The sequence below is a fragment of the Bifidobacterium sp. LH_413 genome (assembly GCF_056357015.1).
Window position 1 is genome coordinate 225,873 of the sequence record NZ_JBKEVK010000001.1, and the last position, 25,138, is coordinate 251,010.

Here is a 25,138-nt window from a genome sequence, read left to right on the forward strand (position 1 = left end):
GTCCGAAGTTCCAGTAGAGGGGAAGGAGACAACAGCGTGGGGTTTCTTGGTGGCCCTCGTCCGTCGTTGGACGATAGACTGAGGAGATGAGCGAAACGTCAACATCGAATATGCGGAGTTGGCCTGAGGGGGTCGTCGACCATGTCGTCTCCCTGATGTCGGCGGCGTTACGAGGGCGCAAAGCGCCGAACAAGCCGGAGGACGTCACATGGGGTGATGTCTATCGTGTGGTGTCGGTTCATGCGATTCAGGCATTGACATTTGCCGCACTTTCATCTGATGATTTGAACAGCATGCCGTCGGAGATTCTCTCGCATTGGCGGCGGGATGCCGACATGACGTTGTTCCAGCAGGTGAGCTATGACATTGATCGTGAGATGATTATCGCCGATTTAGCCGAAGCTGGTCTATCGTGGATGGCGCTTAAAGGCATCATCGTCGCCACGTACTATCCGCACCCCGGCATGCGCTCCATGGGCGACCAAGATTTGTTGGTCGCCTTTGTCGAAAAAGACAATTGCGGACGATACAGGGCGAGGGGGGAACGGCTCAGGAGCAACGGCTATGGTCGCGCCGGGCAAGCGATGTGCAGAATGCGATTATGAAGAATCATGGTTATGAGGAATTGCGTGACGTGGGGAGGGAACATTCCTTCGCGAAAGCCCCGTTACACTTTGAATTCCATAAATCACTCGTATCCGCCGCCGAAGTGTCGAACAGACGCGCCTACACGACGGAAATGGAATACTATGCTAATCCTTGGGGTCTCGCATCACCGGTCGACGGAATTCCCGGTGAGTTCCGTTTCAGCTACGAGGATGAATACGTATTCCATATTGATCACATGTCGAAGCACTACCGTGCCTCTGGGTTCGGTCTGAGGTTTCTTGCGGACGAATACCTGTATTGCATGAAATACCCTGAAATCGTTCAGTCGGAATCAGTGCGAAACCTCTTGGAGATGTTGCGTCTGGACCATTTCGAACAGGCGGTACGTGAATTGTCGTTGACGTTGATCGACCATCCGGAGGATTGGCGCTGCCGGCTTGACGATGGGCTGGCATCGTTGTTGGACGATGTGCTGTCAGGTGGAACCTATGGTTCATTGGAGCATGCGGTGGCAAGAAGACTGGTGAATGATGATTCACGGACCGGTGAAGGTCCCTTGATGCTTACGGCAGATTCATCAAGAAAGCGGTCGGTATGGCGCTATGCGTGGGAAAGGATGTTCCCGCCACGGGATTGGGTTGAGACATATTATCCCCGATGGTCACGCAACCGTCTTACACGGTTCGCTTTGTTGTTCTACAGGGCCTTGGCCGGCATACGCATGCACCCACGGCATATGTGGGATGAGATGCGTGCGCTGTGGAGAAGACGTTGACGCATAAATAGCGGAAATTTATGAAATACGAGCGTCTCTGCATGTGCGTTGCATAGTATCTATTCGAGGCCAGGAGGCCTGCAGCGCAATGAAGCGGCGGTACTCCGGATGGACTCCCATATCATTTCGTTAGGATAAGACCATATTTGTGATGAATGGAGGCGCGACATGGCGGACAGGTATCGGGTGCTGATGTGCCGCGACCATCCGGTCCTGGAATACGAGTATTTCGAGACCGGCGGCTACGCGTTGCGCGCGGTGAAGGTGTTCGACGAACGGCGTATTCCCTTGGGCATGTACGTCGACGGCAAGCCGGAACCGGACGGTGAATCGATTACCTCGTGGTGGCGCGGGCGCGGCATTCCCGTGACGCGTGACGGTCTTCGCTCCCTGCTGGCCGTCGGCGGCATCGAGCCCACGGGTGACATGCTGGACCGTTCGATGGGACTGAGCCTGTCCGACCAATACTGGGTACGTCCCGCCGGACGCGACGATCTCGCATGGTCGGACGTGAACTTCTTCCACAACGATTTCGACGAACAGCTCGGCAAAGCCCTGTTCCTTGGTCATTCGTCGCGCATCGGCGACGTGAACACGCCGGACATCACCAGCGCCGGCGACCTGCCGAAACGATGGATCATCGGCGACGGCGGTGTTAGGCAGCTGGTCAAGGCTGGGCGTACCGGGCAGGAGCCGGACAACGAGCGCATCGCATACGAGGTGTCGTCGCTGTTGGGCATCGACCACATCGAATATCGTGTCGGACGCGCGGAAGGCAGACGCGTGTCAGTCTGCGACGAAATGCTCTCCGACAGTGAGGAGCTGATCGCCGGCGGACAGATCAGGAGTATCTTCCGCGAAGGACGCAACGACGAACGGAAGACCATCTGGCTCGACGCATGCGAACGACTCGGGATATCGCGTGAGATCGAAGAACACGCCACCGATGACTTCCTGTTTCTCGATTTTCTGTTGCGCAACACCGATCGGCACTACAACAATTTCGGCCTCATCCGCGACGTCGAGACGTTTGCGATACGGCCGGCTCCCATCTTCGACAGCGGCGACAGCCTCTGGAACGGCATGGAACCGGAGGCGATGACGAACGACGACTACGTCGCGAAACCATTCTGGATCGACGATTGGGGTGACAAGCCCAACGCATACCGGCAACTGGAATCGATTCGCAATTGGGATAGATACGATTTGAGCGCGCTAGGCACGGTGCCGGACCTCATCCGTGACCAGCTCGTCACGAACGCGAGACTATCGCCAGCCGTCATCGACGCGATCTGCAAGACGATGGAGAAGAGAACCCGACTCATCCGTAATGTCCCGTTGGGACAATAGACGGTGTTTCCGACGCGGATTCCGGAGTGCTATTGTCCCAAAACGCGGTTTTGGGACAATAGCACATGGTTTACTGTCTGTATAAATGTTCTTTTCGGCGGATTGGAACAATAGCATGGAATACAAGAGCATTCGGCAGACGGTGCACATGAGCCGGTCGGGAGAACGTCCCGATGACCTTGCCGAGCAGGAGTACCTGCGGCGTCTCGAAGGGTGGAGCACGTTCCGTTCGGGAATCACGCTGCGTGGGCATGAACTGTTCGTCATGAACTTCCGTGAACTCGCCACCATCGCCGATGACGTCCGCGAACGTGAAAACGATGTGGCGGCATTATGGAATATGCTGCCGCCCATCGCGCGCCGCGCCTACCTGTTCGACCTTATCGGCGCCGAGATGCAGAGCACCAACAGCATCGAAGGCGTGCGTTCCACGCGCAGGGAGATCAGTGAGGCACTGGAAGCCGCGGCCGGGGACGAACCCCACAAACGGTTCACTGAATTCGCGAAACTATTCCTCGCACTGAGCGACGACGATCCTGAACGCTACGCCATGCCCGGAACCCTTCAGGATATCCGGGACATCTATGACAGAGTCACCGCAGGCGAGCTTGATGACGAGGACAAGCCGGATGGTGAACTGTTCCGCGAAGGACCGGTCTACATCGATGATCAGGCGACCGGAAGACGCATCCATACGGGCGTCACCCCGGAATCCGAGATCAAGGTACTGCTCACCCAATGGCTTACGCTTACCCGCAACCGTGACGTGCCTCCGTTGATTCGATCAGCGATGTGCCATTTCGCGTTCGAATACATCCATCCGTTCTACGACGGCAACGGGCGTACCGGCAGGTTCCTGTTCGCGCTTCAACTGCGACAGCATCTGAGCGTGCCCACCGCGATCAGTCTCAGCCCGGTCATCTCCGACGGGAAGGACCGCTACTACAAGGCGTTCGAGGACGCGCAGCATCCGTTGAACTGCATGGACGGGAGTCTGTTCGCATATCGGATGATGAAATTCGTGGCCGATGCGCAGACGCGCATCATCGACGATCTGTCCGAAAAACGAAGCCGTCTCGCGCATGCGCTCGCCAATCTTGAAACCACGCGGAAGAACAACGGATGGTCGGAAGACGAGGCGGCCGTCGTGGCCGTTCTCGTGCAGGAGGAATTATTCGGCGTCGCGCCGCATGTCAGTACGAGAACGCGGCTGGGTGAGGATCTCGGGCTGGGGCGCAAACGTGTCGCCCAAGCGGTCGAAGGCCTTGAAAAGGCCGGAGCCATATCCCATGAGGGAGTACGGCCGGCGAAGTATTCGCTGGTGGGGAATATGCGTGATGTTTTGCTGGGGTGAGTTTCGGCAAACCCCCTCAGTCAGGCTGTCGCCTGACAGCTCCCCCCCCCTGAAGGGGGAGCAAAAAAGGGCGGCAGGATGACCCCCCTCAGTCAGGCTGTCGCCTGACGGCTCCCCCTGAAGGGGGAGCAAAGGCGTAGGATCAGGCGGCCTTTTTGCGGCCGCGGCGCTTCATCGTGCCGGCGACGGCCTTGGCGGCGTCGAAGACGGCGGCCTTGTCGTTCGGGTAGAACTCGCCGACGACCTGCTGGTAGGCGACCTCGCCCTCCGGGGCCTCGGGCAGTTCGAAGAACGCGGAGACCGCGGCGAGCGGGGCCTTGTCCTTCACGTTCACGGACGCGGTCTGCTTGCCTTCTGGCTTGCTGAACTTCACCGCGTTGTCCGCCTTGGCGGTGGTGGGGACGATCGCCACCTGCTTCGTCTTCTCGTTGACGAGCACCTTGACGTGCGCGGGGAAGCCGAGCACCTGGGCGGTGGCCTTGTTGAAGCGCACCGCGTTGGCGGTGACGGTCATCGTGATCTTGCCGACCGGCTTGACCAGCTGGACTTCCTCGAATCCCTGAAGAACGGATGCCATGATGTAACTCCTTAGACGCGATAGGAATATATTTTGATTATCAACGACTATTGTAACAATAGCATTTTAAAAACCCGGATGGTACGACGATAGGTATTGACGATGAGTAGTACAGAGGAAATGCATAGCGGGCAGAGCAAACAGATGAATCCACGGCTGAATCTTGTCGCAGATTACCTAATCGATCTTATGGCAGCGGCACTGCATGCGGAACAGGGGGATGCCAAGCCCGAAGATATTTCCTGGGAACAGGTATACAGGCTCGCTGCCAACCACTCAATCCAATCGATGATTTTTCCCGCGCTACCTGAAGGGGTATTGAAGGACATGCCTGCATCGTTATCTTCGCAATGGAAGCATGATGCAGATATGACGTTATTCCAGCAGGTGAGCTATGACATGGAGCGGGAGACGATTCTCGCCGATTTCCGTGAGGCGGGATTGTCTTGGATGCCATTGAAGGGAATTCTGGTCGCCGGATATTATCCCCGGCCGGGCATGCGATCGATGAGCGATCAGGATCTCGTTATCGGATTCGTCGATCGTGACGGCAAAGGCAAGTGGAATAATAGTGGCAGCGATGAAAGCGAGCGTCGGCAGCGAAGCAAGGAGGCCAATGCAAAGTCGCGTTCCATCATGGCCGCGCATGGTTACAAGGAATTGACCGTGGGCAGGCGGGAATTGTCTTTCGGCAAAGCGCCGCTGCATTTCGAGCTGCATCCGAAGCTGATGTCCGTGGCGGACGAGATTGAAGAGCGAGTATCGAGTCGGGAAACGGAGTATTACTCGAATCCATGGCGTCTTGCAGAACCAATGGAGAAACCTCCTTGCGAGTTCCGCATGACCAGCGAGGAGGAGTACATATTCCATGTCCATCATATGGCCAAGCATTATCGTGCAGGTGGCTTCGGACTCCGGTTCCTGGCCGATGAACATCTGTATCTGACGAAGTTTCCCGATATGATTCAATCAGAACGGGTTCTCGATAAACTGAAGCAGCTCGGACTAAGCCGTTTCGAGCAGGCTGTCCGCGGTCTGTCCGAGCTGTTGTTCACGTCGCCGCATGATTGGCGTTCCCGTGCCGATGAACGGATTACAGCCTTGTTCGAGGAGATTCTCGTCAGTGGCACCTATGGATCCGTGGAACGCTTCGTCGACCGGCGTATGGAGCATCATTCGTCCGATGCGGCGGAGGCGTTCTTCGAGAATCATCAGGCTGGGATGACGTCTTGGCGGTATATAAGGAATCGACTGTTTCCTCCGGCGGCGTGGATACGGGATCGCTATCCCGATTTGCCCGACAACCGGCTTGCACGGCTTGGCGTGAGATTCGCCCGTCTGTTCAGGTCGCTACGGAAACCGTCTGACCTGTGGCGTGAGCTGATGTTGGTATGGAGGCGGCGTTAGACGGGTGCGGTTGTGGCCTGTGGCTATACTGCCAAGCAAGGTCCATATGAATGTGATGCCAGTCCGCGTGATTCGCGGTCTGAGCAGTCCTCTGGAAGAGAAGTAGGAGAGACCGTGACATCGGATACCCTCGAACAGAATAAAGTGGCCGGGGCGGACCCTCGTATGGGGTCGGAAGATACTACCGGTCGTGGGAATGCGACTCAGAATTCCGGTATGACCGTCCTTGACTTGCTTTTGGTGATTCGTAAGCACTGGTTCACAGCGGTCGTCATGTTCGTCGTGGTGTTTGCAGCTATGGCTGGATACACCTTCACACAGACAAAAATGTATACCGCGACCGCACAGTTGTTTGCAAGCTATAACGCGATGAGCGACAGTGAGTCGGTCGAGGGGTCGACGGTCAGCAACTATACCCAGGTGGGTACGCAGAGCGTGGCCGGTACGTATATCGCGAACCAGCTCAAGAGCTATCCGAACTTGGTGAAAACCAGTGCGGTACTGGAACCAGTTGTAAAGGCGCAGCATGATGATTCGCTGACTACGGGGAGCCTGTCGGGCATGGTCTCGGCTGAGAATCCGGAGAATACCTACATGCTGAACGTGTCTGTCGTCAGTGCTGATCCTAAGCAGTCCGCTGACTTGGCTAATGGCGTGGCCAAGTCTTTGTCCGAGGTGGTCGCTTCCGAATTGTATTCCTCCGGTGACCGATCCATCGTCAAATTGTCGGTCGTTCAACGCGCCAGTGTACCGGGTACGCCGAGTTCCCCGAATACCAAACGAAATCTTGCGGCCGGTGCGGCATTGGGACTTATTTTTGCGTTTATCGGTGCCGTACTGCGTGATATGCTCTCCCGCCGCATCCAGGACATCGCCGATCTTCAGGCCGTCGCGCAGAACGCGACCATCGTCGGCGTCATCCCGAAGGATGATTCTCTCGACGATACCAAGCCGATCGTTGTGACCAAGCCTGACGGCGCAATCGCCGAGGAATTCCGTCGCATCCGCACCAACCTCTCGTTCACCACGTCCAAGGATGGCGACAAAGGCCGCCTCATCGTCGTCACCTCGTCGATGCCGGCCGAAGGCAAGACGACCGTCTCCTGCAACCTCGCCGCCACGCTCGCCGAGAACGGAGCCGCCGTGCTGCTCATCGACGCCGACCTGCGCCGTCCGACCGTCGCCAAGCGACTCGGCCTCGAAGGCAACGTGGGCCTTGCGCACGTGCTCTCCAACCAGGCGACCGTCAAGGACGTGGTGCAGCGCTACTGGAAGCCGAACCTGCACGTCCTGCCCGCCGGCCCGCGTATCCAGAACGCCTCCGTGCTGCTCAACTCCGTCATCATGCACAACCTCATCAAGCAGGCCGTGCAGCAGTACGATTACGTGATCATCGACACCTCGCCGATGAGCGTCGCCAACGACGCCGCCGTGTTCGGCCAGCAGGGCAACGGCGTCGTGCTCGTCTCCGGCAAGGGCGTCGCCGTCAAGCGCGCCCTGCGAGGCACCATCACCGAGCTCGGCGAGCTCGACGTGCCGATCCTCGGCTTCGTCTTCAACCTCGCCGACCGCAAGAAGAACGGCGGCTACGGCACGTACTACTACTACGGCTCCTACTACCGCTACGGCCAGTACGGCTACGGCTACGGCGACGACGGGAAGAAGGGCCGGAAGCACAGGAAGGGCAAGAAGGAATCGGCCGAATCCAAGCCGATTCTCGTGCAGCCGCTGTCCGAGCCGCTCGCCGACCAGCAGCCGGAAGCCAAGCCCGCCGCCTCGGCCGACAAGCAGGGCCACGACAGGCAGGCGCGCCAGCCGAAGCGCAAGTGAGCGGTTCGAGCCGATAAAGGCTGATAACGACTGAGGGGTTGGAATCCAAATCAGGATTCCAACCCCTCAGTCATATTGATATTTGAATCGCACGGCCGCGTGAGATGGCCGGATGATATCAGTCCAACGCGGCGGCGATACGCTTCAACAGGCGCACGATCATGTTGTGCGCCTCCACGAACGCCGCAAGGCCCTGCCCCTGCGGATCGGCGACATCGCCGGCCTTCGGCAGCTGCGGGCGCAGCAGGCCCGCGTTGGAGACCACTGAATCGACGCGCTCCTCGAACGTGTCGCCCTCGATCCAGCCCTCTTTCCGGGCCGCCTCGCACAGGTTCGCGAAATCGGTGATCAGGAACGTGCGGCGCGCCTTCACCGGCGCCTCCAGCGCGATGTCGCCGCGTTGGCGCTCCTCGAAGCACAGGATCAGGTCGGCAGCACCCGCGATCTGCGGCGAGATGCGGCGGGAACGGAACGCGGCGATTCGATCCTCGTCGATATGGTCGCGACGCATCAGGTCGGCCGCGTCACGCGACAACACGTGATCGTGCAGACCACGCGTGCCGGCCGATGCGAACTCGAGCGAAGGGTCGGTGAGGAAATGCGGCGCGAGCAGTTCGGCCATCGCCGAACGCGAGACATTGCCGGTGCAGACGAACAGAATACGCATGGAATCCATCGTAGGAGCGTAGTCGGGACAATGCCGTGGCAATGAGTACGTACCCGCCACGGGTGAGCCTCACGATACAGTGGCGTTGTGACTGAAATCGACGAACTGAGCATCGACCCGGAGCATGGGCGCGACGATGAGGCGCGCGACGCCGAACACCATAATCCCCGCTATCTGAAGCACCGCGAGAAGCGCATCCTGCGTGACACACTGCTCGTCGTCGTGGCGGTGGTGCTGTCCGCGATCATTCTCGTCGGCGCGTATTTCGCCGTCTCCGCGGCCATCGTCGCCAAGGAAGTGAAGTCGGCCGCCGCCAGCGTGTCCGACGTGCGCGGCCTGAACATCGCCGAGGACGGCGCTGCGTCGAAGCTCGACGGCGCCGTCGACGGACTGCAACGGCACGTGGACGCCGCCTACGCGCACACGTCGAACCCGATCTGGGCGATGATGGCACACCTGCCGCGGTACGGCGGCGACGTCCAGGCCATCCGCTCCACCGTGGACGCGCTGCACACCGTCGCCGACGACGCGCTGCCGCTCCTCGCCGATGCGGCGGACGACATGAACCCGGACACGATCAGCGTGGCCGACGGCAAGATCAGCGTGCCCGGACTCGGCACGGCCGCGCCGAAGCTCGCCAAGGCGAACGGCTACATGCTCAAAGCGAACAGCGAGCTCCAGTCCATCGACGGCGTGACGCTAGGCGCGCTGCAGCGCCAGCTGGACCCGGCGCGCGAGTCGTTCCTCTCGTTCGCGAAGATCAGTGATTCCCTGGCTCGCGGCGCGCAGGTCCTGTCCGGCATGCTGGGCTCCGGCTCCGGTTCCGGCGATGGCGGCTCGCACAACTATCTGATTCTCGCCCAGAACAACGCGGAGATCCGCGCCACCGGCGGCATCGCAGGCTCGTTGGGCCTCGTGACCGTGCATGACGGCACCATCACGATGCATGACTTCGTGCCCGCCTCCGAATTCGATTCGCGTGACGACCCGATCGCGAGCCTCACCGACGACGAGAAGAAGATCTACGGCGACCGTCTCGGCGAATTCATGCAGGACGTGAACTTCACCCCCGACTTCGCGCGCGTGGGCGAACTCTCGGCCGCCATGTGGACGGACAAGTACGGCGACCAGGTGGACGGCGTCATCGCCGTAGACCCGGTGCTCCTGCAGAAGCTGCTCTCCGTCACCGGCTCGGTGGAGGTCTCGCATGGCGACTACAAGGCCACGCTTGACGGGACGCACACCGTGTCCACCCTTCTGAATGACGTCTACCGTGACCTGCCCGACAACGCCGACCAGGACGTGTTCTTCTCCGACGCCGCCAAGGCCGCGTTCGACAAGGTGATGCACTCGTCCGGTACGAACGCCCTCGCCCTCGCCAAGCAGGCCGTCACGGCGGCGAGCGACGGGCATCTGTACGTGTGGAGCGCGGACAAGGACGAACAGAAGCTGCTCGCCGGGACCACGGTGGGCGGCACGCTCGTCACCAAGGACTCCGGTTCGTACCTCGGCATCGAGGGCGCGGCGCCGAAACAGGTGATCGGCGTGTACTACAACGACGCGATGGCCTCGAAGATGGACTGGTATCTCCGCCGCGACGTGAAGGACAAGCTCGTGAAGACCTACGAGGACGGCAGCGAGGAGCATGAGATCACAATCACGATGACCAACACGCTCGACGCCTCGCAGGTGGATTCGCTGCCCTCCTACGTGATCGGCTCGCTGGAGAATGGCGCCGAGAAGGGGCACATCCAGTTCATCACCTACCTGTACGCGCCGGCCGGCGGCGGCATCCCGTCCTATGCGGCCGGTTCCGACAAGGCCAAGGGCGACGTCTACGCGCTGCACGACGGGCTCACCGTGATCGGCAAGCAGGTGAGCCTCGCGCCGGGGGAGAGCACCACGATCACGGCGACCGTGGTCACCGCGCCGGGGTCGGTTCCGGGCCAGACCGTGGTGCGGCAGACGCCGCTGGTGAAGTAGCGGCGTCTGCCGGCGCGGGGCCGCTTACTGGAGCGCCTGCAGGGCGAGGAGCGTGCCCGCGCCGCCGAGGCAGACGATGATGAGCAGGATCATGTCCAGACGGAACAGGAACCGTTCGCGACGGTGACGGCGCTTGATCCGCTGGATATGCTCCTTGCTCATGCGCTTGCCGTGGTGGTGCTCCTTCGGGGCTTCGACGGCCGTCAGCGGCACGCTTTCGTCGATGGCCTCGAGGTCGATGATGCTGGATGTCTGGGGTGTCGTGGTGCCTGTAGGGCTTGTCGCATTCGCGGAGGATTTCGTTTCGTCGGACATCGATGCTCCTTGCCGAATTATCGGTGGTTCCGGTCTCCGTTTCGGCATCGGCTGAAACCGGTATCAAAAATCTCATTATTCGGAAACCCTGTGCAGACGTTGTGCTGACGCGCCTGCGGGGCTCGCTTCCATCATGTTACCCGGTTGTTAACCTGAACCCATACCGTTTTGTCAACCCGCGTGCTAGGGTGGCAACCAGTGGGAGAAGGAACGAGACGATCTCCCATCCGATAACAGAAGACTTGAAGATGTAATGCGCAAAGGGGATTTGCGCACTGGAAGGAAAACAGAGATGAAGAAGATTACCGCCATCGTCGCGGCGTTCGCCGCAATGCTGCTCTCCGTGTTCGCCCTCGCACCGACCGCCATGGCCGCCGACTACTCCGCGACCATCACCCCGGGCACCTCCGAAGGCGTCGCCACCATCACCGTGGCCATCGACGAGGCCACCGCCGAGGAGTACCCGTACGTCGCCATCGCCTACGACGATACGCAGATTTCCTCCGTGACCGCCGCCGCCTACGTGCACACGCCGTGGGAGCAGGTCACGTCCACGTTCTCCAAGGACGGCTCCAACTTCGTCAAGACCTACAAGGTCGCCACGCTGAACTGCAAGGACGCCAAGATTTCCGTGCTCGGCTTCAAGGATGCCCAGGACGGCGATGATGTGACGCTCCAGACCAAGACCGTGTCCTTCGCGAACACCTGCACCACCGGCTCCAACGAGAACGTCGCCGTCTCCGGTACCGCCGGCTCCTCCCGTCGCACCACCGCCCAGACCGGCACCGTCGTCATGCCGTACGTCATCGCCCTCGGCCTGATGGTCGCCGCCGGCGTCGCCCTGTTCGCCGTGCGCAAGGGCAACGCCCGCTGAATCGGGTAGATGGACGGGCTGCGGCCCGCCGCAATCATTGAGAATCCTCCGCTCCTCACGGGGCGGGGGATTTTTCGTATAATGAGGGCGTTGCACTACGGGTGTCAGGCGTCGAAAGGAACAAATCATATGCGCATCAAACAAGGATTCGTCATGCGTGACGTGGCCGGACAGACCGTCATCATCGCGACGGGGGAGGCCTCGAAGACGTTCCAGGGCATGATTCGCGTGAACGGGACCGGCAAGACCGTCTGGCAGGGGCTCGCGGACGGACTCGACGTCGCCGGCATCGTCGACAAGGTGACGGGCGAATACGCAATTGACCGCGAGACCGCCACCGCCGACGTGAATGCGTTCGTCGACCAGATGCGCGCCAACGGCTTCCTCGACGAGTGATGCGGATGACGGATATGGCGGGCGTGGCCGTCGATACGGACATCGAGGGTGTACTGCGGCGCGAGGGCGTGTTCGTGAGTACCACGGTGGGCGTGAGCATGCTGCCGATGCTGCGCAACCGGCGCGACACCATCGTCGTGCGGCCCTTGGCGGCCGGTGAGCGGCTGCGCGTCGGCGACGTGCCGCTCTACCGGGCGGGCGGACGGTACGTGCTGCACCGCGTGGTCGGCGTGCACGACGGCTGGTACGCGATTCGCGGCGACAACTGCATCACCACCGAACACGTGCGCGACGAGCAGGTGCTCGGGCGGCTGGAGGAGTTCTACAGGGGCGCATGGCACGTGGTGTGCGATGGAGCTCGCGAGTCGCGCTGGTATGGCGTGTATTGGCGCACGTGGCTGGCCCTGTGGCCGCTACGGCACTGCTGGAAGGCGCTGCGCTGGCGCGCAGGACGCGTGGCGCGTGCGCTCGGGTGGAAGAAGGCGTAACGTAATAGGCCCCCTCGTCAGAGGGGGCCAAGGCGCTTGCGCGATCAGTAGCTGTGGTGGGACTGCCAGTAGGTGTAGGCGCCGGTGATGCCGCCGTAGCGGCCGTTGCAGTAGCTCACGAACCACTTGAACTGGGTCTGGTAGTTGTCGGCCCAGTCGGAGCCGGCGGAGGCCATCTTCGAGCCGGGCAGGGCCTGCGGCAGGCCGTACGCGCCGGAGGAGGCGTTCGTGGCGTGCGGGTTCCAGCCGGACTCGTGGTTGATGATGTACACGGCGGCCGTGAAGTCGGCCTCGGTGTAGCCGTTCGACAGCAGCCAGTCATGCGCCCAAGTCTGCATCTCCGAAGCGGGCACGGTGGTGCCGAGCGAGTTGGAGGAGGAATCGCCGGAGCTCGACGAGGAGCCGGTGCTGGTGGAGCCGGTGCCGACGAGCACGATCTTGTCGGTCGGGGCCTCCTTCACATAGGAGGCGAACACGTTCGAGGAGACGATCTTGCCGCCCGCGCGGGTGACGAGGCTTGTGGTCTCCATCGTGCCGACCTTGCCTTCCTGCTGGACCTTCTCCTGGCCCTTCGGCAGCGCGTCGGTCTCCTTCTTCACCGTGTTGAACGCAATGTCGCTGTCGCTGGTCTCCAGCGTGGCGCCCGCGCGTTCGATGGTGATGACGGTGGATTCGGTGACCTTCGTGTTCAGCGAGGGGGAGACCGTGTCATCCGGGTCGAGCACGATGTCGCCAGCTTCGAGCACGGACTTCACGTCGGTGAAATCGTCGCCGAGGACGGTGCGCGACTTGCCGTTGATCTTGACGGTCACATAGGACGTGTTGCCGTTGAGGTCGCCACGTGCGCCTCCACGGGACACGCCGAGCGCGTTGTTGTCCGTGGCGGAGAATTCGGTGACGGCGGCGGGCTTGTTCGCCTGCTGGTAGAAGTTCCTGGACACGACGCCGGCACCCGCAAGCATGCCCACCGCCGCGACGATGGCCGCGATACGCGTCCACTGGCGCTTGCTCAGGGACTTCAGGGTGGGCGTCTTCTTGCGATGATTCGCCATATTGCTCCTTAAATATTCGAGGCGCCACGCGGTGGTCGGCACAGCGTGCGCGGCGCTCACTAATCCACCAGTCTAGCGTCCAATCCGAACATTGGACAGTGGTCGGGTGAACGGCCGGTGGCGTCGTGGCGTTTTATTGGACAACATGACCAATTGTGATGGTGGTGGGAATTAGACAGATTGTCTAGCATGAAGTCAGCGTCATCGCAAGGAGGTCATCATGACGAACGACAACCGGAATCCGGATCCGAACGCGAATGTGAACGCGGGCGACGGCCCCTACGGCGCGCCGCGCGCGGGACAGGGCGGCGACCCGTACGCCAATCCGTATGCGGACCAGTCGAACAATCCCTACGCGGGGCAGGGTGGGCCCGCCGGCGGCACAGGCTCGGCTGGCGGCTGGAACGGGCGGCCGGTCGATCCGTTCAAACTCATCGAAACCATGCTGCCGCAGCACGCGAAGAACTGGGTGCGCGGATTCTACGGCGTGATCGGCGTGGCCGCCATCGTGCTCGGCGCGGCCCTGCTGCTCTGGCCCGGCATCACGCTGAAAGTCGCGGCCGTCCTGCTCGGCGTCTACCTCGTGGTCTCCGGACTCGTGCGCGTCGTCGTCGCCATCGTCGAACTCGGACTGCCGAGCGGATGGCGCGTGCTCGACATCCTCGTCGGCGTGCTGCTCACCATCGGCGGCCTGCTCATGCTCAAGAACGCGGCCGTCTCCGGGCAGGCGCTCGCCCTGCTCGCCACGATGACCGTCGGCATCGGCTGGATGCTCGAAGGCTTCATGGCGCTCGTCGAATCGTGGAGGCTCCCCAGCTCCGGATGGGCCGTGCTCTACGCGATCGTCTCCATCATCGCCGGCTTCGTCGTGCTCATGTCCCCGGTGAGCTCCACCGTCTGGCTCGTCGTCTTCGCCGGCTGCGCCTTGGTGGTCATGGGCGTCTCCGCCCTGGTGCGTGCCTTCACCTTCGGCCGCCTCCCGAAGCGGTGAGGTGATAGTTCGATGACTCCCGTAGTCTTGGCCATGCTTTGTACGGCCAAGACTACGCGATCGCGAGTTGCTTGTGGGCGATTGTTTCCAGATGGTCCGTCAACGCCCGGACGTCATCGGCGGAGCACCCCCATTGATGGACCAAGGCAAATGGTTCGCAGTCGAACAACACTGTGGCGAGGTCCGTTTTCCTTTCGGCGATGATTCTGCGGTTGCATGGATTGAACAGCAGTGTATAGCCGCGATAGTCGCCGATATTTCGCAATTCAGTCATGGAATCGGACATATCCGAACATCTCCTGCCAAGCCACGATGATTTCCGGAGCGACCGATTCAAGGAACTCGATGATTCCCTGCTGCTCCTTCGTCGTCATATCAGGACTTTGCTTGGCGATTCGTACCGTGCCGTCCTGCAGAATCCAGAATTTCGCGGATGATGGCGACTGCTTGCCTCTGGCGACGTGGACGTGAATCGGCTCGTTGCTTTCATTCGCCCAGAAGTAGACAAGGAATCCTCGGATTCTATACAGCCCAGGCATGTTGGATACCGCCTTCGCGTGCATAGCGCATGATTGATTTCATGCCGCGGACGGTGCTGACGAGAAATCCGTTGGTCTCCCGCTGACTGAATCCCGTATTGGCTGGAATCGTGCCGTCCGGAATCTTGATTTCGGCGTGCTTGTCCCCGTTGTCGAAGAATACGAGCACGCTGCCGTCGGGCTGGACATCGGAATGTGTGACGCGCGTGCCATCGCCCGTCTCATAATAATCGTATATCCGCATGATGAGCTCCCGTCTTTCTTCATTGTAAATCGTGTGCTGGGTAATGGGGAGGCGCGTGAACCCCCTCAGTCGCGCTTTGCGCGACAGCTCCCCCTGAAGGGGGAGCAGAGGGAGAGGGGTGTGAACAGCTCCCCTGAAGGGGGCGCAAGGGGAAGGGTTGTGGATTGACGAGGCGGCGCACTATCGTGAGAGCCATTGACGACAGGGCGTTCCGCCCATCGGACATAGGTAGAAAGATTCTGGAAGTCTCATGATCGAACTGAAGACCCCTCGCGAAATCGAGGAGATGAAGCCCGCCGGCCGCTTCGTCGGCTCCATCCTGCGCGAACTCAAGGAATACACGAAGGTCGGCACCAACCTGCTCGACATCGACGAATTCGTGCACAAGAAGATCGTCGACCGCAAGGGCGCCGAATCCTGCTACGTGGACTACGCGCCCGACTTCGGCACCGGCCCGTTCGCCCACTACATCTGCACCTCCGTCAACGACGCGGTGCTCCACGGCGTGCCCTACGACTACAACCTCAAGGACGGCGACCTCGTCTCCCTCGACCTCGCGATCAGCGTCGACGGCTGGGTGGGCGACTCGGCCATCAGCTTCGTGGTCGGCAAGGACAAGGACCCGGAGGACCTGCGCCTCATCAAGTGCACCGAGGAGGCGCTCGCCGCCGGCATCGAAGCGGCCCAGCCGGGCAACCGACTCGGCGACGTGTCCAGCACGATCGGCGACATCGCGCGCGAATACGGCTACCCGATCAACCTCGAGTTCGGCGGCCACGGCGTCGGGCACATCATGCACGGCGATCCGCACGTGCCGAACGACGGCAAGGCGCGCCACGGCTACAAGCTGCGTCCGGGCCTCGTCATCGCCATCGAGCCGTGGTTCCTCAAGAGCACCGACGAGATCTACCAGGACCCGAAGGACGGCTGGACCCTGCGCTCCGAGGACGGCTCCCGCGGCGCCCACAGCGAGCACACCATCGCCATCACCGAGAACGGCCCGGTGATCCTCACCACGAGGGAGTAGGGCGATACGGGTCTTCCGCGGTACGCGCCCCCTTTAGGGGGAGCTGGTCCGCGGAGCGGGCCTGAGGGGGTGCTGCGTCTGGTTGTGGACGGGGTACCCCCCTCAGTCGGCTTTTGGCCGACAGCTCCCCCTGAGGGGGGGCAAAGAAAGTGGTATGCGCCGGCAGGTGCATTCCTTTTGTGTTCCGGGTATTGGGCAATGGGGCCTTGTGGAAACATGGGGCGGCTATGGTGGCCGGCAACATCGAACAGGAAGGGTCACCCATGGCAACAGCACAGCTGAACGTCGACGATAGCAAGTACACGCTGCCGGTCGTCGAGGCCACCGCCGGGCCGGACGGCATCGTCGTGTCCAAACTGCGCAACGACGGCTGGGTGACGCTCGACCCCGGCTTCCTCACCACCGCGCAATGCGAATCGAAGATCACGTACATCGACGGGCAGCACTCGATTCTGCGCTACCGCGGCTACCCGATCGAGCAACTGTGCGAGAACTCCGACTTCCTCGAGGTCGCGTGGCTGCTGCGCCACGGCGAGCTGCCCAACAAGGAGCAGTACGAGAAGTTCGTCTCCGCGATCAACCATCGCACGATGGTGGGGGAGGACTTCCGCACGTTCATGGGCTCGTTCCCGCGCACCGCGCATCCGATGAGCGTGCTCGCCTCCGCGATCAACGCGCTCGCCACGTTCTACCCGGACACGACCGACATCACCGACTCCGACCAGCTCGACGAGTCGGCGATCATCATCATGGCGAAGGTGCGCACCATCGTGTCGTACATCTTCCGCCGCCGCCGTGACGAGCCGATGCTGTACCCGGACTACGCGCGCGGCTACGTGGACGACTTCCTGCGCATGTGCTTCGCCGTGCCGTACGAGCCGTTCGAATCCGACCCGCTGTACGTGCACGCGCTCGGCCGCCTGCTCATCATCCACGCCGACCACGAGCAGAACTGCTCCACGTCGGTCGTGCGCATCGCCGGCAGCGCGCACGCCAACCTGTATTCGGCGGTCGCGGCCGGCGTCAACGCGCTGTCCGGACCGTTGCACGGCGGCGCGAACGAGGCCGTCCTGCGTCAGTTGAAGGCGATCCGCGATTCCGGTAAGTCGGTGCGCGAGTTCGTCGAGGACGCCAAGCGCGACGGCCACCGCATCTCCGGACTCGGCCACCGCGTCTACAAGTCGTACGATCCGCGTGCGGCCATCGCCAAGACGTATCTCGAGAAGATCATGGACCGCGAGGACACGTCGAAGCTGCCGGCCGACGAACGCGCCCTGTTCGACGTGGCCACCGAGCTCGAGGACATCGCGCTGCACGACGACTACTTCGTCTCGCGCCACCTCTACCCGAACGTCGACTTCTACACGGGACTGATCTACCGGGCGATCGGATTCGACCCGGCCATGTTCACCACGCTGTTCGCGCTGGGCCGCATCCCCGGATGGATCGCCCAGTACCGCGAGATGCTCGCCGACCCGGCCACCAAGATCGGCCGCCCGCGCCAGGTGTACACCGGCGCCGTCAAGCGTGATTACATTCCGCTGGAAGAGCGGTAGGCGACGCGGTTTGCCTCCCTCTGACGGGACATCGTCGTGAAGCAAACGCCGGAGGCGTTTGTAGGCGATGTACGAGCCGGCAGGCGAGCCGATGTGAGGTCGGCGGTATTGCCTCCCTCTGCGAGGGAGGTGTCATCGCGAAGCGATGACGGAGGGAGAGAAGAGGAGCGGCCGCAGGCCGCGGGAACATTGCATCGGCCGAAGGCCGATTCCTTTCCTCGCGGCCTGCGGCCGCTGTCTCTCCCCCAGTCCGCTGACGCGGACAGCCCGACCGCAATCAAGGACAGCCTTCGGCTGACCTCACATAAGCTCGCTGTCGCTCGCCTTCGCCTACGGAGAGCCCACCGGGCTCTCCGCTTCACGGCTCAGCCCGTCAGAGGGGGCCGAGCAAGGCGTCAGTTCTTGTGGAGTTTGGCGTTGAGTTCGATGCCGGTCTTGCGGTAGCGGGCTTCGATGCGGCCGTTCACCGAGTTGCGGATGAACAGGATGTTGTCCTTGCCGGACAGGTCCGCGCCCTTGACGACCTCAAGCGGTTCGCCGGCGGCGGCCTTCGCCTTGTCCCAGATGGTGACTTTGGTGCCGGCGGTCACGTACAGGCCCGCCTCGACGACGCAGTTGTCACCCAGGGAGATGCCGATGCCCGCGTTCGCGCCGAGCAGCGAGTGTTCGCCGATCGAATTGCGCAGCTTGCCGCCGCCGGACAGGGTGCCCATGATCGAGGCACCGCCGCCGATGTCGGAGCCGTTTCCGACGACCACGCCCTGCGAGACGCGTCCCTCGACCATCGAGACGCCGAGCGTGCCGGCGTTGAAGTTCACGAAGCCGGCGTGCATGACGGTGGTGCCCTCGGACAGGTGGGCGCCCAGGCGCACGCGGTCGGCGTCGCCGATGCGCACGCCGGACGGCACGACGTAGTCGATCATGCGCGGGAACTTGTCGACGCCCAGCACGTTGACCGAGGCGGCCGGGGCGGCGGCCGGCAGACCGGCGTTCGCGGCGAACGACTGGGCGGCCGCGGTGGCGGCGGCCTCGACGTCGGCCTTGCGGGCGTTGAAGTCCTCGACGGCGAACGGGCCGTAGTTGGTCCACACGACGTTGTTGAGCGCGCCGAAGATGCCGTCCAGGTTGAGCGTGTTCGGCTTGGCGAGGCGCATGCTCAGCAGGTGCAGCTTCAGGTAGGCGTCCTCGGCGTTGGCGATCGGGGCGTCCAGGTCGCTCACGGTGAACACCGGCACGCGGCGCACGCCGCGCGCGTCGGCCTCGTCGTGGGCGAGCACGCCGAAATCATGGTTCGGACGGTCCGCCTCGGCGGGGGCGGCGCCGAGCGCGAGGCTCGGATACCACACGTCCAGGGTGTTGCCGGCGGCGTCGATGCTCGCCAGGCCCCAGCCGTACGCGGTGCGTTCATCAGTCATCTGCAATGCTCCTTACATACATCGGGATACAGGTTGCTTCCATGTCCACCTTAGCCTGCGCGCTCGTCGGGCGCGTGCCGTGCCCACGTGATGTTCCACGGGGTGTTTCACGCGCGCGCCGCATCCCGTTACGCCCGCGGCCGAGAGCGCCGGGCCGTTGACCAAGCGATGGGGTACAATCGCGCACCGTGAATGACTATCGGCAGGATGAACGCGGCGATCGCGAGCGTCGCCGCCGCACCATGGTGCGCGCGGTGTGCATCGTCATAGCCGCCGCCATGCTGATCTCCTTGGTGGTTCCCGCCATCTACGCCGGTCTTTGACGTCCCGTCACGCGTGTTCCCCGCGTGACGTCCAGCCTCGCACACCCTCGGCAGGTTCGCGGCCGCGGGGCATGCGGCGAAAGGCGCGTCGCGCATCCGACGGACGGGGGAGGGGAGCACGAGGCCCGAGGACGGGCGGCACCCCAAGGTTTTTCAAAGGTACGAAACATAAGGTAGACAACGATGGCTGAATTTGACTATTCCCAGGCGATCGCCGACGTGCGCGCCAAGTACGACTCCATCGCCAAGGCGCTGGACGTGGACCGCATGAAGGCGGACATCGCTGAGCTCGAGCAGCAGGCGGCCGCCCCCGGTCTGTGGGACGATCCCGAGAACGCGCAGAAGGTGACGAGCAAGCTCTCCGCCGCCGAATCGCAGCTGAAGCGCCTCACCTCCGCGGCCTCGCGCATCGACGACGTCGAGACGCTCGTCGAGCTCGGCCGCGAGGAGGAGGACCAGGAGTCGCTCGACGAGGCGAAGACCGAGCTCGGCTCGATCGCCGACGACCTCGCCGCGATGGAGATCCAGACCCTGCTCGACGGCGAATACGACGAGCGTTCCGCCGTGGTGACGATCCGCTCCGGCGCGGGCGGCGTGGACGCGGCCGACTTCGCGCAGATGCTGCTGCGCATGTACCTGCGCTACTGCGAGCGCATGGGCTTCAAGGCGAAGGTGATGGACACCTCGTACGCCGAGGAGGCGGGCATCAAGTCCGCGACCTTCCAGGTGGACGCGCCGTACGCGTACGGCCGTCTGAGCGTCGAGGGCGGCACGCACCGCCTCGTGCGCATCTCTCCGTTCGACAACCAGGGCCGCCGTCAGACCAGCTTCGCCGCCGTCGAGGTGGTGCCGCTCGTCGAGGCGACCGACCACATCGACATCCCGGACACCGACATTCGCGTCGACACGTACTGCTCCTCCGGCCCCGGCGGCCAGGGCGTGAACACGACCTACTCGGCCGTGCGCATCACCCACCTTCCCACCGGTCTCGTCGTGACGATGCAGGACGAGCGCTCGCAGATCCAGAACCGCGCCGCCGCCATGGCCGTGCTCCAGTCCCGACTGCTCGTGCTGCGCCACGAGGAGGAGGCGAAGAAGAAGAAGGAGCTCGCCGGCGACATCAAGGCCAGCTGGGGCGACCAGATGCGCTCCTACGTGCTGCACCCGTACCAGATGGTCAAGGACCTGCGCACCGGCTACGAGACCAGCCAGACCCAGGCCGTCTTCGACGGCGACCTCGACGGCTTCATCCAGGCGGGCATCCGCTGGCGCCACGAGCAGCGCCGCGCCGCCAAGGAGGAGGCCGAGGCCTAACCCGGCCCCGGCCCCGCAGGGCCGCACCGGCCATACAGGCCGTACAAGGCTTACCAGGCTTCACAAGGAAAGCGAATCAATGGCACTCATCTCATTGGAGCATGTCAGCAAGATCTACCCGAAGGGCACCCGTCCCGCGCTCGACGACATCAACCTCGACATCGACCGCGGCGACTTCGTGTTCCTCGTGGGCGCGTCCGGCTCCGGCAAGACCACGCTGCTGAGCCTGCTGCTGCGCGAGGAGGAGGCCACGGACGGCGAGATCCGCGTGGCCGGAAACGACCTGCGCCGCATCTCCGACCGTCAGGTTCCGCAGTACCGTCGTTCGATCGGCTTCGTGTTCCAGGACTACAAGCTGCTCAACAACAAGACCGTGTGGCAGAACGTGGCGTTCGCGCTCGAGGTGATCGGCACGCGTCGGTCCGCCATCAAGTCGATGGTGCCGAAGGTGCTGGAGACGGTCGGCCTCACCGGCAAGGAGGACAGCTACCCGCACGAGCTGTCCGGCGGCGAGCAGCAGCGTGTGGCCATCGCCCGCGCCTACGTGAACCATCCGCAGATCCTGCTCGCCGACGAGCCGACCGGCAACCTCGATCCGACCACGTCGCTCGGCATCATGGAGGTGCTCGATGCGATCAACCGCACCGGCACCACCGTCGTCATGGCGACGCACAACGAGGAGATCGTCAATTCGATGCGCAAACGCGTCGTCGAACTGCATACCGGCCGCATCGTGCGCGACGAGGAACACGGATCATACGATTCGTCCACCTACTTCCCGGACGCGGAAGTCACGTCGAAGGCGCATCGCGCCATCGGCGCGGACGAACGGTTCCGTGCGGACAGCGCGGACGCGACCGAACGCATGGACGCGCACGCCGCCATCGAGGCGGGCGCGCTCGCGGCCGGCGCGATGGACGGCGACGAGGGCATCGCCCGTCTCGCCCAGTCCGTGCATTCCGGCCGCACCGGACGTTACGGCGAGGCGTTCGCCCCCGTCGAGACGACGCTCACGTGGGGCAAGGGACTGAATCTCGAGGAGGAGGCCGAGCGGGAACGCCGCGAGCGGGAGGCGGCGAAACCCGCCCCCGCCGCGCAGGCCGCCGCGGCCGCGCCGGCGGACGACGCGGCGACCGCGGTGGTCGCGCCCGTCGACGCGACCGACGACGTGACGGACGATCCGGACGCGAAGTTCAAACCCAAGGCGGCCGCGGCGCAGGCCGGCGGCAGCCTGCTGACGCCGCCCGCGCCGCCCGCCGCGAAGGCCGGGCACGGGCGGACAGAACAGGCGGAGGCGACGGACCGGACCGGACAGACCGGACAGACCGGACAGACCGAACCGCCGGCGCCGCCCGCCGGATCCGCGCCGCTGACGCCGCCCGCGCCGCCGGTCCCGCCGACGGCGCAGGCCGCGGCGGACGCAACGGCGGAGAACGGCGACGACGCGACCGGTGACGTGACCGACGACGCCGGAACCGCGGCCGACGGCCGAAACGATGACGACGAGAAGACGAACGAGGAGGAGACCCGATGAGGGCGCGATTCATCCTTTCCGAGACCTGGACGAGCCTCAAGCGCAACGTGCCGATGATCGTCTCGGTCATGCTCGTCACCTTCATCTCCTTCGTGTTCATCGGCGCGTCCGCGCTCATGCAGGCGCAGGTGACGCGCGCGAAGGGCGAATGGTACGACAAGGTCGAGGTGATCGTGTGGCTCTGCCCGGACGGGACCAGCCAGGCGGCCAGCTGCGCGACCGGCAAGGCCCCCACGCAGCAGGAGATCGTCGAACTGGAGGACTTCATCCACCAGGAGCTGCGCGACAACGTCTCGAAGATCTCCTACGTGAGCCGTGAGGACTTCTTCAAGAACACGTTCCTCAAGCAGTACCCGAACGGCGAATACCAGGGCCGCACGCTCACCGCCGCCGACATGCAGGACTCGCTGCAGCTGAAGCTCAAGGATCCGACCAAGTACAAGATGGTCGCCGAAGTGCTCAACGGCAAGACCGGCGTGGAGGAGGTCGTCGACCAGAAGCAGATCTTCGACCCCGTCTTCGCCGTGCTCAACCGCGCGACCGTCGTCACCGTGGTGCTTGCCGTCGTGATGGTCGTCGTCGCGATCCTCCTGACCGGCACGACGATCCGCATGTCCGCCGCGTCGCGCAAGAACGAGACGGAGATCATGCGACTGGTCGGCGCGTCCAACTGGACGATCCGGCTGCCGTTCATCCTCGAAGGCGTGGTTGCCTCGCTCGTCGGCTCGCTGCTCGCCGCCGGCGCGCTCGCCGCGATCGTGCAGGTGTTCATCACCGACGGCGTCGCCAAGTCCGTCAGCTGGATGCCGTTCGTCACGCAGGGCACCGTGTGGCTCGTCGCGCCCGCGCTCGTCGCCGGCGCCGTGCTGCTGTCCGTCGTGGCCTCGGCGATCTCGCTGAGCCGCTATCTCAAGGCGTAGCCGGGCATAGCTCAAGGCGTAGGCGGGTTGCCGTCTCAGCAACCTCCGTTACAATGTGCGGAAGCAATCCGGAAGGAAGGACCGAAGTGTCGAAGCGTTCCAAGACGTTGCAAGCAGGACTCGGACTCATCGTGTCGGCCGCGATGACCGCGGTGTGCGGCATCGCCATGACCGCGGCGTACGCGCCCGAGGCGAAGGCCGTTTCCGTCCAGGAGTACCAGCAGAAGGTCGCCAGCCACGCGGACATCAAGTCCAAGCTCGCCGGCGTGAACGCCGACCTCGCCAACCAGATCCTCGAACTGGACTCGCTCGCCAACGAGCAGATCCCGGCCGCCCAGGAGGCGGCCACGAAGGCGCAGCAGGCCGCGCAGCAGGCGCAGGACCTCGCCGACGCCACCACCGAGCGCCTCAACGCGGCCAAGAAGGACAAGGCCGACCTCGAGCAGAAGATCAAGGACACCGGCATCGAATACGACGACGCGAAAGACTCCGTCGCCGAATCGGCGCGCGACAGCTTCCACGGCTCGCAGGCCTCCACGGTGATGAGCGTCGTCACCAACGCGACCACCACCGACGATTTCGTCAACCAGATGCAGTCCGACGCTGCGGCCACGCGTTCCGCGGCCAACGCCGCCAACGACGCCGCCGTCTCGATGAACACGTCGATGAACCGCAAGGAGCGTCTGGCCGCCATCGAGGACCAGATCAGCCAGCTCAAGGACCAGGCCGACAAGCAGGCCGCCAGCGCCCAATCCGCCGCCAAGGACGCCGCCGCCAAGCAGGCGTCGCTCGAGGCGCTGCAGGAGAAGGGCACGGCCGCCCGCAAGTCGCTTGAGGAGCAGAAGAGCAGCCTGACCACGCAGGAATCCAAGGAGGCGGCCGAGATCGTCTCCATGCAGGCCGACCTGGCGGCGCAGGCCGCGGCCAACGCCGCAGCCAGCAACAACAACAGCAACGCCGGCTATACGCCGGGCACCGGCTCGCAGCAGCAGACCGGCGGCTCGACCGGTGGCACCACGACCGGCGGCACCACCAACAACGGCGGCGGCTCGAGCAACAGCGGCTCCAACTCAGGCGGCAGCACCGCCAACGGCATGGACTACGCCGTGCCCGGCAACTGCCCTGAAGGCTCCAGCTACTGCTACGGCCACAACACCGGCAACACAGTGGGCGGCTCCGCCTACCCGGCCCGCCAGTGCACGCTGTGGGCGTACATCCGCCGTTCGCAGCTGAGCCTGCCGGTCGGCTCGTACATGGGCAACGGCGGCCAGTGGGCGGCCACCGGCGCGAGCCTCGGCTACTACGTGAACAACACGCCGCACGTCGGCGCCGCGATGGTGTTCCTGCCCGGCCAGAGCGTCGGCGGCCACTGGACGGCCGACTGGCAGTACGGCCACGTCGCCGTCGTCGAACGCGTCAACTCCGACGGCTCCGTGCTCATCTCCGAAGGCGGCACCGGCTTTGCCACCTTCCCCGCATGGGAGACCATCTCCAATGCGGGCGCCTACCAGTACGTGCACTACTGATTGGTGGGGCCGTATCGCATCCGCGCGCATGCGGGGAGCGAACGGGCTACGCGCTGCGCGATAGGGGAGCGC

Annotated in this window: 26 protein-coding genes and 1 pseudogene; 19 read left to right on the forward strand and 8 right to left on the reverse strand. The window is 63.4% G+C overall.

Going from position 1 to position 25,138, the window contains the following annotated elements; genetic code table 11:
- Positions 1-86: 86 nt before the first annotated feature.
- The 4 genes from AC1AYN_RS00810 to AC1AYN_RS00825 all read left to right on the forward strand — a co-directional run bounded on the left by AC1AYN_RS00810 (position 87) and on the right by AC1AYN_RS00825 (position 4,088).
- The gene (locus AC1AYN_RS00810; RefSeq protein ID WP_476531492.1) at positions 87-605 is read left to right on the forward strand and encodes a nucleotidyltransferase family protein; all 519 of its coding nucleotides are present in this window, start codon (positions 87-89) and stop codon (positions 603-605) included.
- On the forward strand, positions 602-1,384 hold the full coding sequence (locus AC1AYN_RS00815; protein WP_476531493.1) for a nucleotidyltransferase family protein: 783 nt from the start codon (positions 602-604) through the stop codon (positions 1,382-1,384). Before AC1AYN_RS00810 ends, AC1AYN_RS00815 begins: the two co-directional genes overlap by 4 nt.
- A gap of 168 nt (positions 1,385-1,552) precedes the next feature.
- On the forward strand, positions 1,553-2,734 hold the full coding sequence (locus AC1AYN_RS00820; RefSeq protein WP_476531495.1) for a hypothetical protein: 1,182 nt from the start codon (positions 1,553-1,555) through the stop codon (positions 2,732-2,734).
- A 115-nt stretch (positions 2,735-2,849) separates the two neighbouring features.
- The gene (locus AC1AYN_RS00825) at positions 2,850-4,088 is read left to right on the forward strand and encodes a Fic family protein (protein WP_476531497.1); all 1,239 of its coding nucleotides are present in this window, start codon (positions 2,850-2,852) and stop codon (positions 4,086-4,088) included.
- Between the two features lie 142 nt (positions 4,089-4,230).
- Here AC1AYN_RS00825 and AC1AYN_RS00830 read toward each other — a convergent pair whose 3' ends face one another.
- Positions 4,231-4,665, reverse strand: a complete 435-nt coding sequence (locus AC1AYN_RS00830; protein ID WP_476502456.1) for a hypothetical protein — start codon at positions 4,663-4,665, stop codon at positions 4,231-4,233.
- 102 nt (positions 4,666-4,767) lie between these two features.
- Between AC1AYN_RS00830 and AC1AYN_RS00835 the strand changes: the two genes are divergently transcribed.
- The 3 genes and pseudogenes from AC1AYN_RS00835 (at position 4,768) to AC1AYN_RS00845 (ending at position 7,902) form a co-directional block, all read left to right on the forward strand.
- Positions 4,768-6,072: a nucleotidyltransferase family protein gene (locus AC1AYN_RS00835; RefSeq protein ID WP_476531499.1), complete on the forward strand. Its 1,305-nt coding sequence runs from the start codon at positions 4,768-4,770 to the stop codon at positions 6,070-6,072.
- A gap of 216 nt (positions 6,073-6,288) precedes the next feature.
- A pseudogene (locus AC1AYN_RS00840) lies at positions 6,289-6,579 on the forward strand (Wzz/FepE/Etk N-terminal domain-containing protein); the annotation flags it as partial.
- Between the two features lie 339 nt (positions 6,580-6,918).
- Positions 6,919-7,902, forward strand: a complete 984-nt coding sequence (locus AC1AYN_RS00845; protein ID WP_476532290.1) for a CpsD/CapB family tyrosine-protein kinase — start codon at positions 6,919-6,921, stop codon at positions 7,900-7,902.
- A gap of 118 nt (positions 7,903-8,020) precedes the next feature.
- Here the strand turns inward: AC1AYN_RS00845 and AC1AYN_RS00850 are convergent, their stop codons facing one another.
- On the reverse strand, positions 8,021-8,569 hold the full coding sequence (locus AC1AYN_RS00850; protein WP_476531501.1) for an arsenate reductase/protein-tyrosine-phosphatase family protein: 549 nt from the start codon (positions 8,567-8,569) through the stop codon (positions 8,021-8,023).
- 87 nt (positions 8,570-8,656) lie between these two features.
- Here AC1AYN_RS00850 and AC1AYN_RS00855 point away from each other — a divergent pair, with 87 nt between their 5' ends.
- On the forward strand, positions 8,657-10,552 hold the full coding sequence (locus AC1AYN_RS00855; RefSeq protein WP_476531503.1) for a DUF4012 domain-containing protein: 1,896 nt from the start codon (positions 8,657-8,659) through the stop codon (positions 10,550-10,552).
- Between the two features lie 24 nt (positions 10,553-10,576).
- On the opposite strand, the gene AC1AYN_RS00860 is transcribed toward AC1AYN_RS00855, so the two are convergent.
- Complete coding sequence (locus tag AC1AYN_RS00860) at positions 10,577-10,867, reverse strand: hypothetical protein (protein ID WP_476531505.1); 291 nt, start codon at positions 10,865-10,867, stop codon at positions 10,577-10,579.
- Between the two features lie 292 nt (positions 10,868-11,159).
- Between AC1AYN_RS00860 and AC1AYN_RS00865 the strand changes: the two genes are divergently transcribed.
- From AC1AYN_RS00865 to AC1AYN_RS00875, 3 genes are all read left to right on the forward strand, one after another.
- Positions 11,160-11,741: a hypothetical protein gene (locus tag AC1AYN_RS00865; protein ID WP_476531507.1), complete on the forward strand. Its 582-nt coding sequence runs from the start codon at positions 11,160-11,162 to the stop codon at positions 11,739-11,741.
- Between the two features lie 129 nt (positions 11,742-11,870).
- Positions 11,871-12,137: a PqqD family protein gene (locus AC1AYN_RS00870; protein ID WP_476502450.1), complete on the forward strand. Its 267-nt coding sequence runs from the start codon at positions 11,871-11,873 to the stop codon at positions 12,135-12,137.
- A 5-nt stretch (positions 12,138-12,142) separates the two neighbouring features.
- Positions 12,143-12,625: a S24/S26 family peptidase gene (locus AC1AYN_RS00875; protein WP_476531509.1), complete on the forward strand. Its 483-nt coding sequence runs from the start codon at positions 12,143-12,145 to the stop codon at positions 12,623-12,625.
- Between the two features lie 44 nt (positions 12,626-12,669).
- On the opposite strand, the gene AC1AYN_RS00880 is transcribed toward AC1AYN_RS00875, so the two are convergent.
- Entirely contained in the window at positions 12,670-13,677 is a 1,008-nt protein-coding gene (locus AC1AYN_RS00880) for an aggregation-promoting factor C-terminal-like domain-containing protein (RefSeq protein WP_476531511.1), read from the reverse strand.
- Between the two features lie 220 nt (positions 13,678-13,897).
- Between AC1AYN_RS00880 and AC1AYN_RS00885 the strand changes: the two genes are divergently transcribed.
- Entirely contained in the window at positions 13,898-14,668 is a 771-nt protein-coding gene (locus AC1AYN_RS00885) for an HdeD family acid-resistance protein (RefSeq protein WP_476531513.1), read from the forward strand.
- 52 nt (positions 14,669-14,720) lie between these two features.
- On the opposite strand, the gene AC1AYN_RS00890 is transcribed toward AC1AYN_RS00885, so the two are convergent.
- Genes AC1AYN_RS00890 through AC1AYN_RS00900 form a run of 3 tightly spaced genes read right to left on the reverse strand, consistent with a single transcriptional unit; the run spans position 14,721 to position 15,451 of the window.
- The gene (locus AC1AYN_RS00890; protein ID WP_476531515.1) at positions 14,721-14,954 is read right to left on the reverse strand and encodes a hypothetical protein; all 234 of its coding nucleotides are present in this window, start codon (positions 14,952-14,954) and stop codon (positions 14,721-14,723) included.
- Positions 14,935-15,207 carry a DUF4160 domain-containing protein gene (locus AC1AYN_RS00895; RefSeq protein WP_476502445.1) on the reverse strand — a complete coding sequence of 91 codons (273 nt, stop codon included), beginning with the start codon at positions 15,205-15,207 and terminating at the stop codon, positions 14,935-14,937. Before AC1AYN_RS00895 ends, AC1AYN_RS00890 begins: the two co-directional genes overlap by 20 nt.
- The gene (locus tag AC1AYN_RS00900; RefSeq protein ID WP_476502444.1) at positions 15,191-15,451 is read right to left on the reverse strand and encodes a hypothetical protein; all 261 of its coding nucleotides are present in this window, start codon (positions 15,449-15,451) and stop codon (positions 15,191-15,193) included. Before AC1AYN_RS00900 ends, AC1AYN_RS00895 begins: the two co-directional genes overlap by 17 nt.
- A gap of 250 nt (positions 15,452-15,701) precedes the next feature.
- On the opposite strand from AC1AYN_RS00900, the gene map reads away from it, so the two are divergent.
- Positions 15,702-16,478 (forward strand): type I methionyl aminopeptidase, encoded by a 777-nt coding sequence (map, locus tag AC1AYN_RS00905; RefSeq protein ID WP_476531517.1) that lies wholly within the window; start codon positions 15,702-15,704, stop codon positions 16,476-16,478.
- A gap of 263 nt (positions 16,479-16,741) precedes the next feature.
- A complete protein-coding gene (locus AC1AYN_RS00910; RefSeq protein WP_476531519.1) occupies positions 16,742-18,034 on the forward strand; it encodes a citrate synthase in 1,293 nt (430 codons plus the stop codon).
- A gap of 395 nt (positions 18,035-18,429) precedes the next feature.
- Here the strand turns inward: AC1AYN_RS00910 and dapD are convergent, their stop codons facing one another.
- Positions 18,430-19,449: a 2,3,4,5-tetrahydropyridine-2,6-dicarboxylate N-succinyltransferase gene (gene dapD / locus AC1AYN_RS00915; protein ID WP_476502441.1), complete on the reverse strand. Its 1,020-nt coding sequence runs from the start codon at positions 19,447-19,449 to the stop codon at positions 18,430-18,432.
- Positions 19,450-19,637: 188 nt separating this feature from the next.
- Here dapD and AC1AYN_RS00920 point away from each other — a divergent pair, with 188 nt between their 5' ends.
- From AC1AYN_RS00920 to AC1AYN_RS00940, 5 genes are all read left to right on the forward strand, one after another.
- Positions 19,638-19,772 (forward strand): hypothetical protein, encoded by a 135-nt coding sequence (locus tag AC1AYN_RS00920; protein ID WP_476502440.1) that lies wholly within the window; start codon positions 19,638-19,640, stop codon positions 19,770-19,772.
- Positions 19,773-19,955: 183 nt separating this feature from the next.
- A complete protein-coding gene (prfB, locus tag AC1AYN_RS00925) occupies positions 19,956-21,086 on the forward strand; it encodes a peptide chain release factor 2 (RefSeq protein WP_476531521.1) in 1,131 nt (376 codons plus the stop codon).
- Positions 21,087-21,165: 79 nt separating this feature from the next.
- A complete protein-coding gene (ftsE, locus tag AC1AYN_RS00930; protein ID WP_476531523.1) occupies positions 21,166-22,620 on the forward strand; it encodes a cell division ATP-binding protein FtsE in 1,455 nt (484 codons plus the stop codon).
- A complete protein-coding gene (ftsX, locus tag AC1AYN_RS00935) occupies positions 22,617-23,540 on the forward strand; it encodes a permease-like cell division protein FtsX (RefSeq protein ID WP_476531525.1) in 924 nt (307 codons plus the stop codon). The genes ftsE and ftsX overlap by 4 nt, the downstream gene beginning before the upstream one ends.
- A 143-nt stretch (positions 23,541-23,683) precedes the next feature.
- Positions 23,684-25,066, forward strand: a complete 1,383-nt coding sequence (locus AC1AYN_RS00940; RefSeq protein WP_476532291.1) for a CHAP domain-containing protein — start codon at positions 23,684-23,686, stop codon at positions 25,064-25,066.
- Positions 25,067-25,138 lie beyond the last annotated feature (72 nt).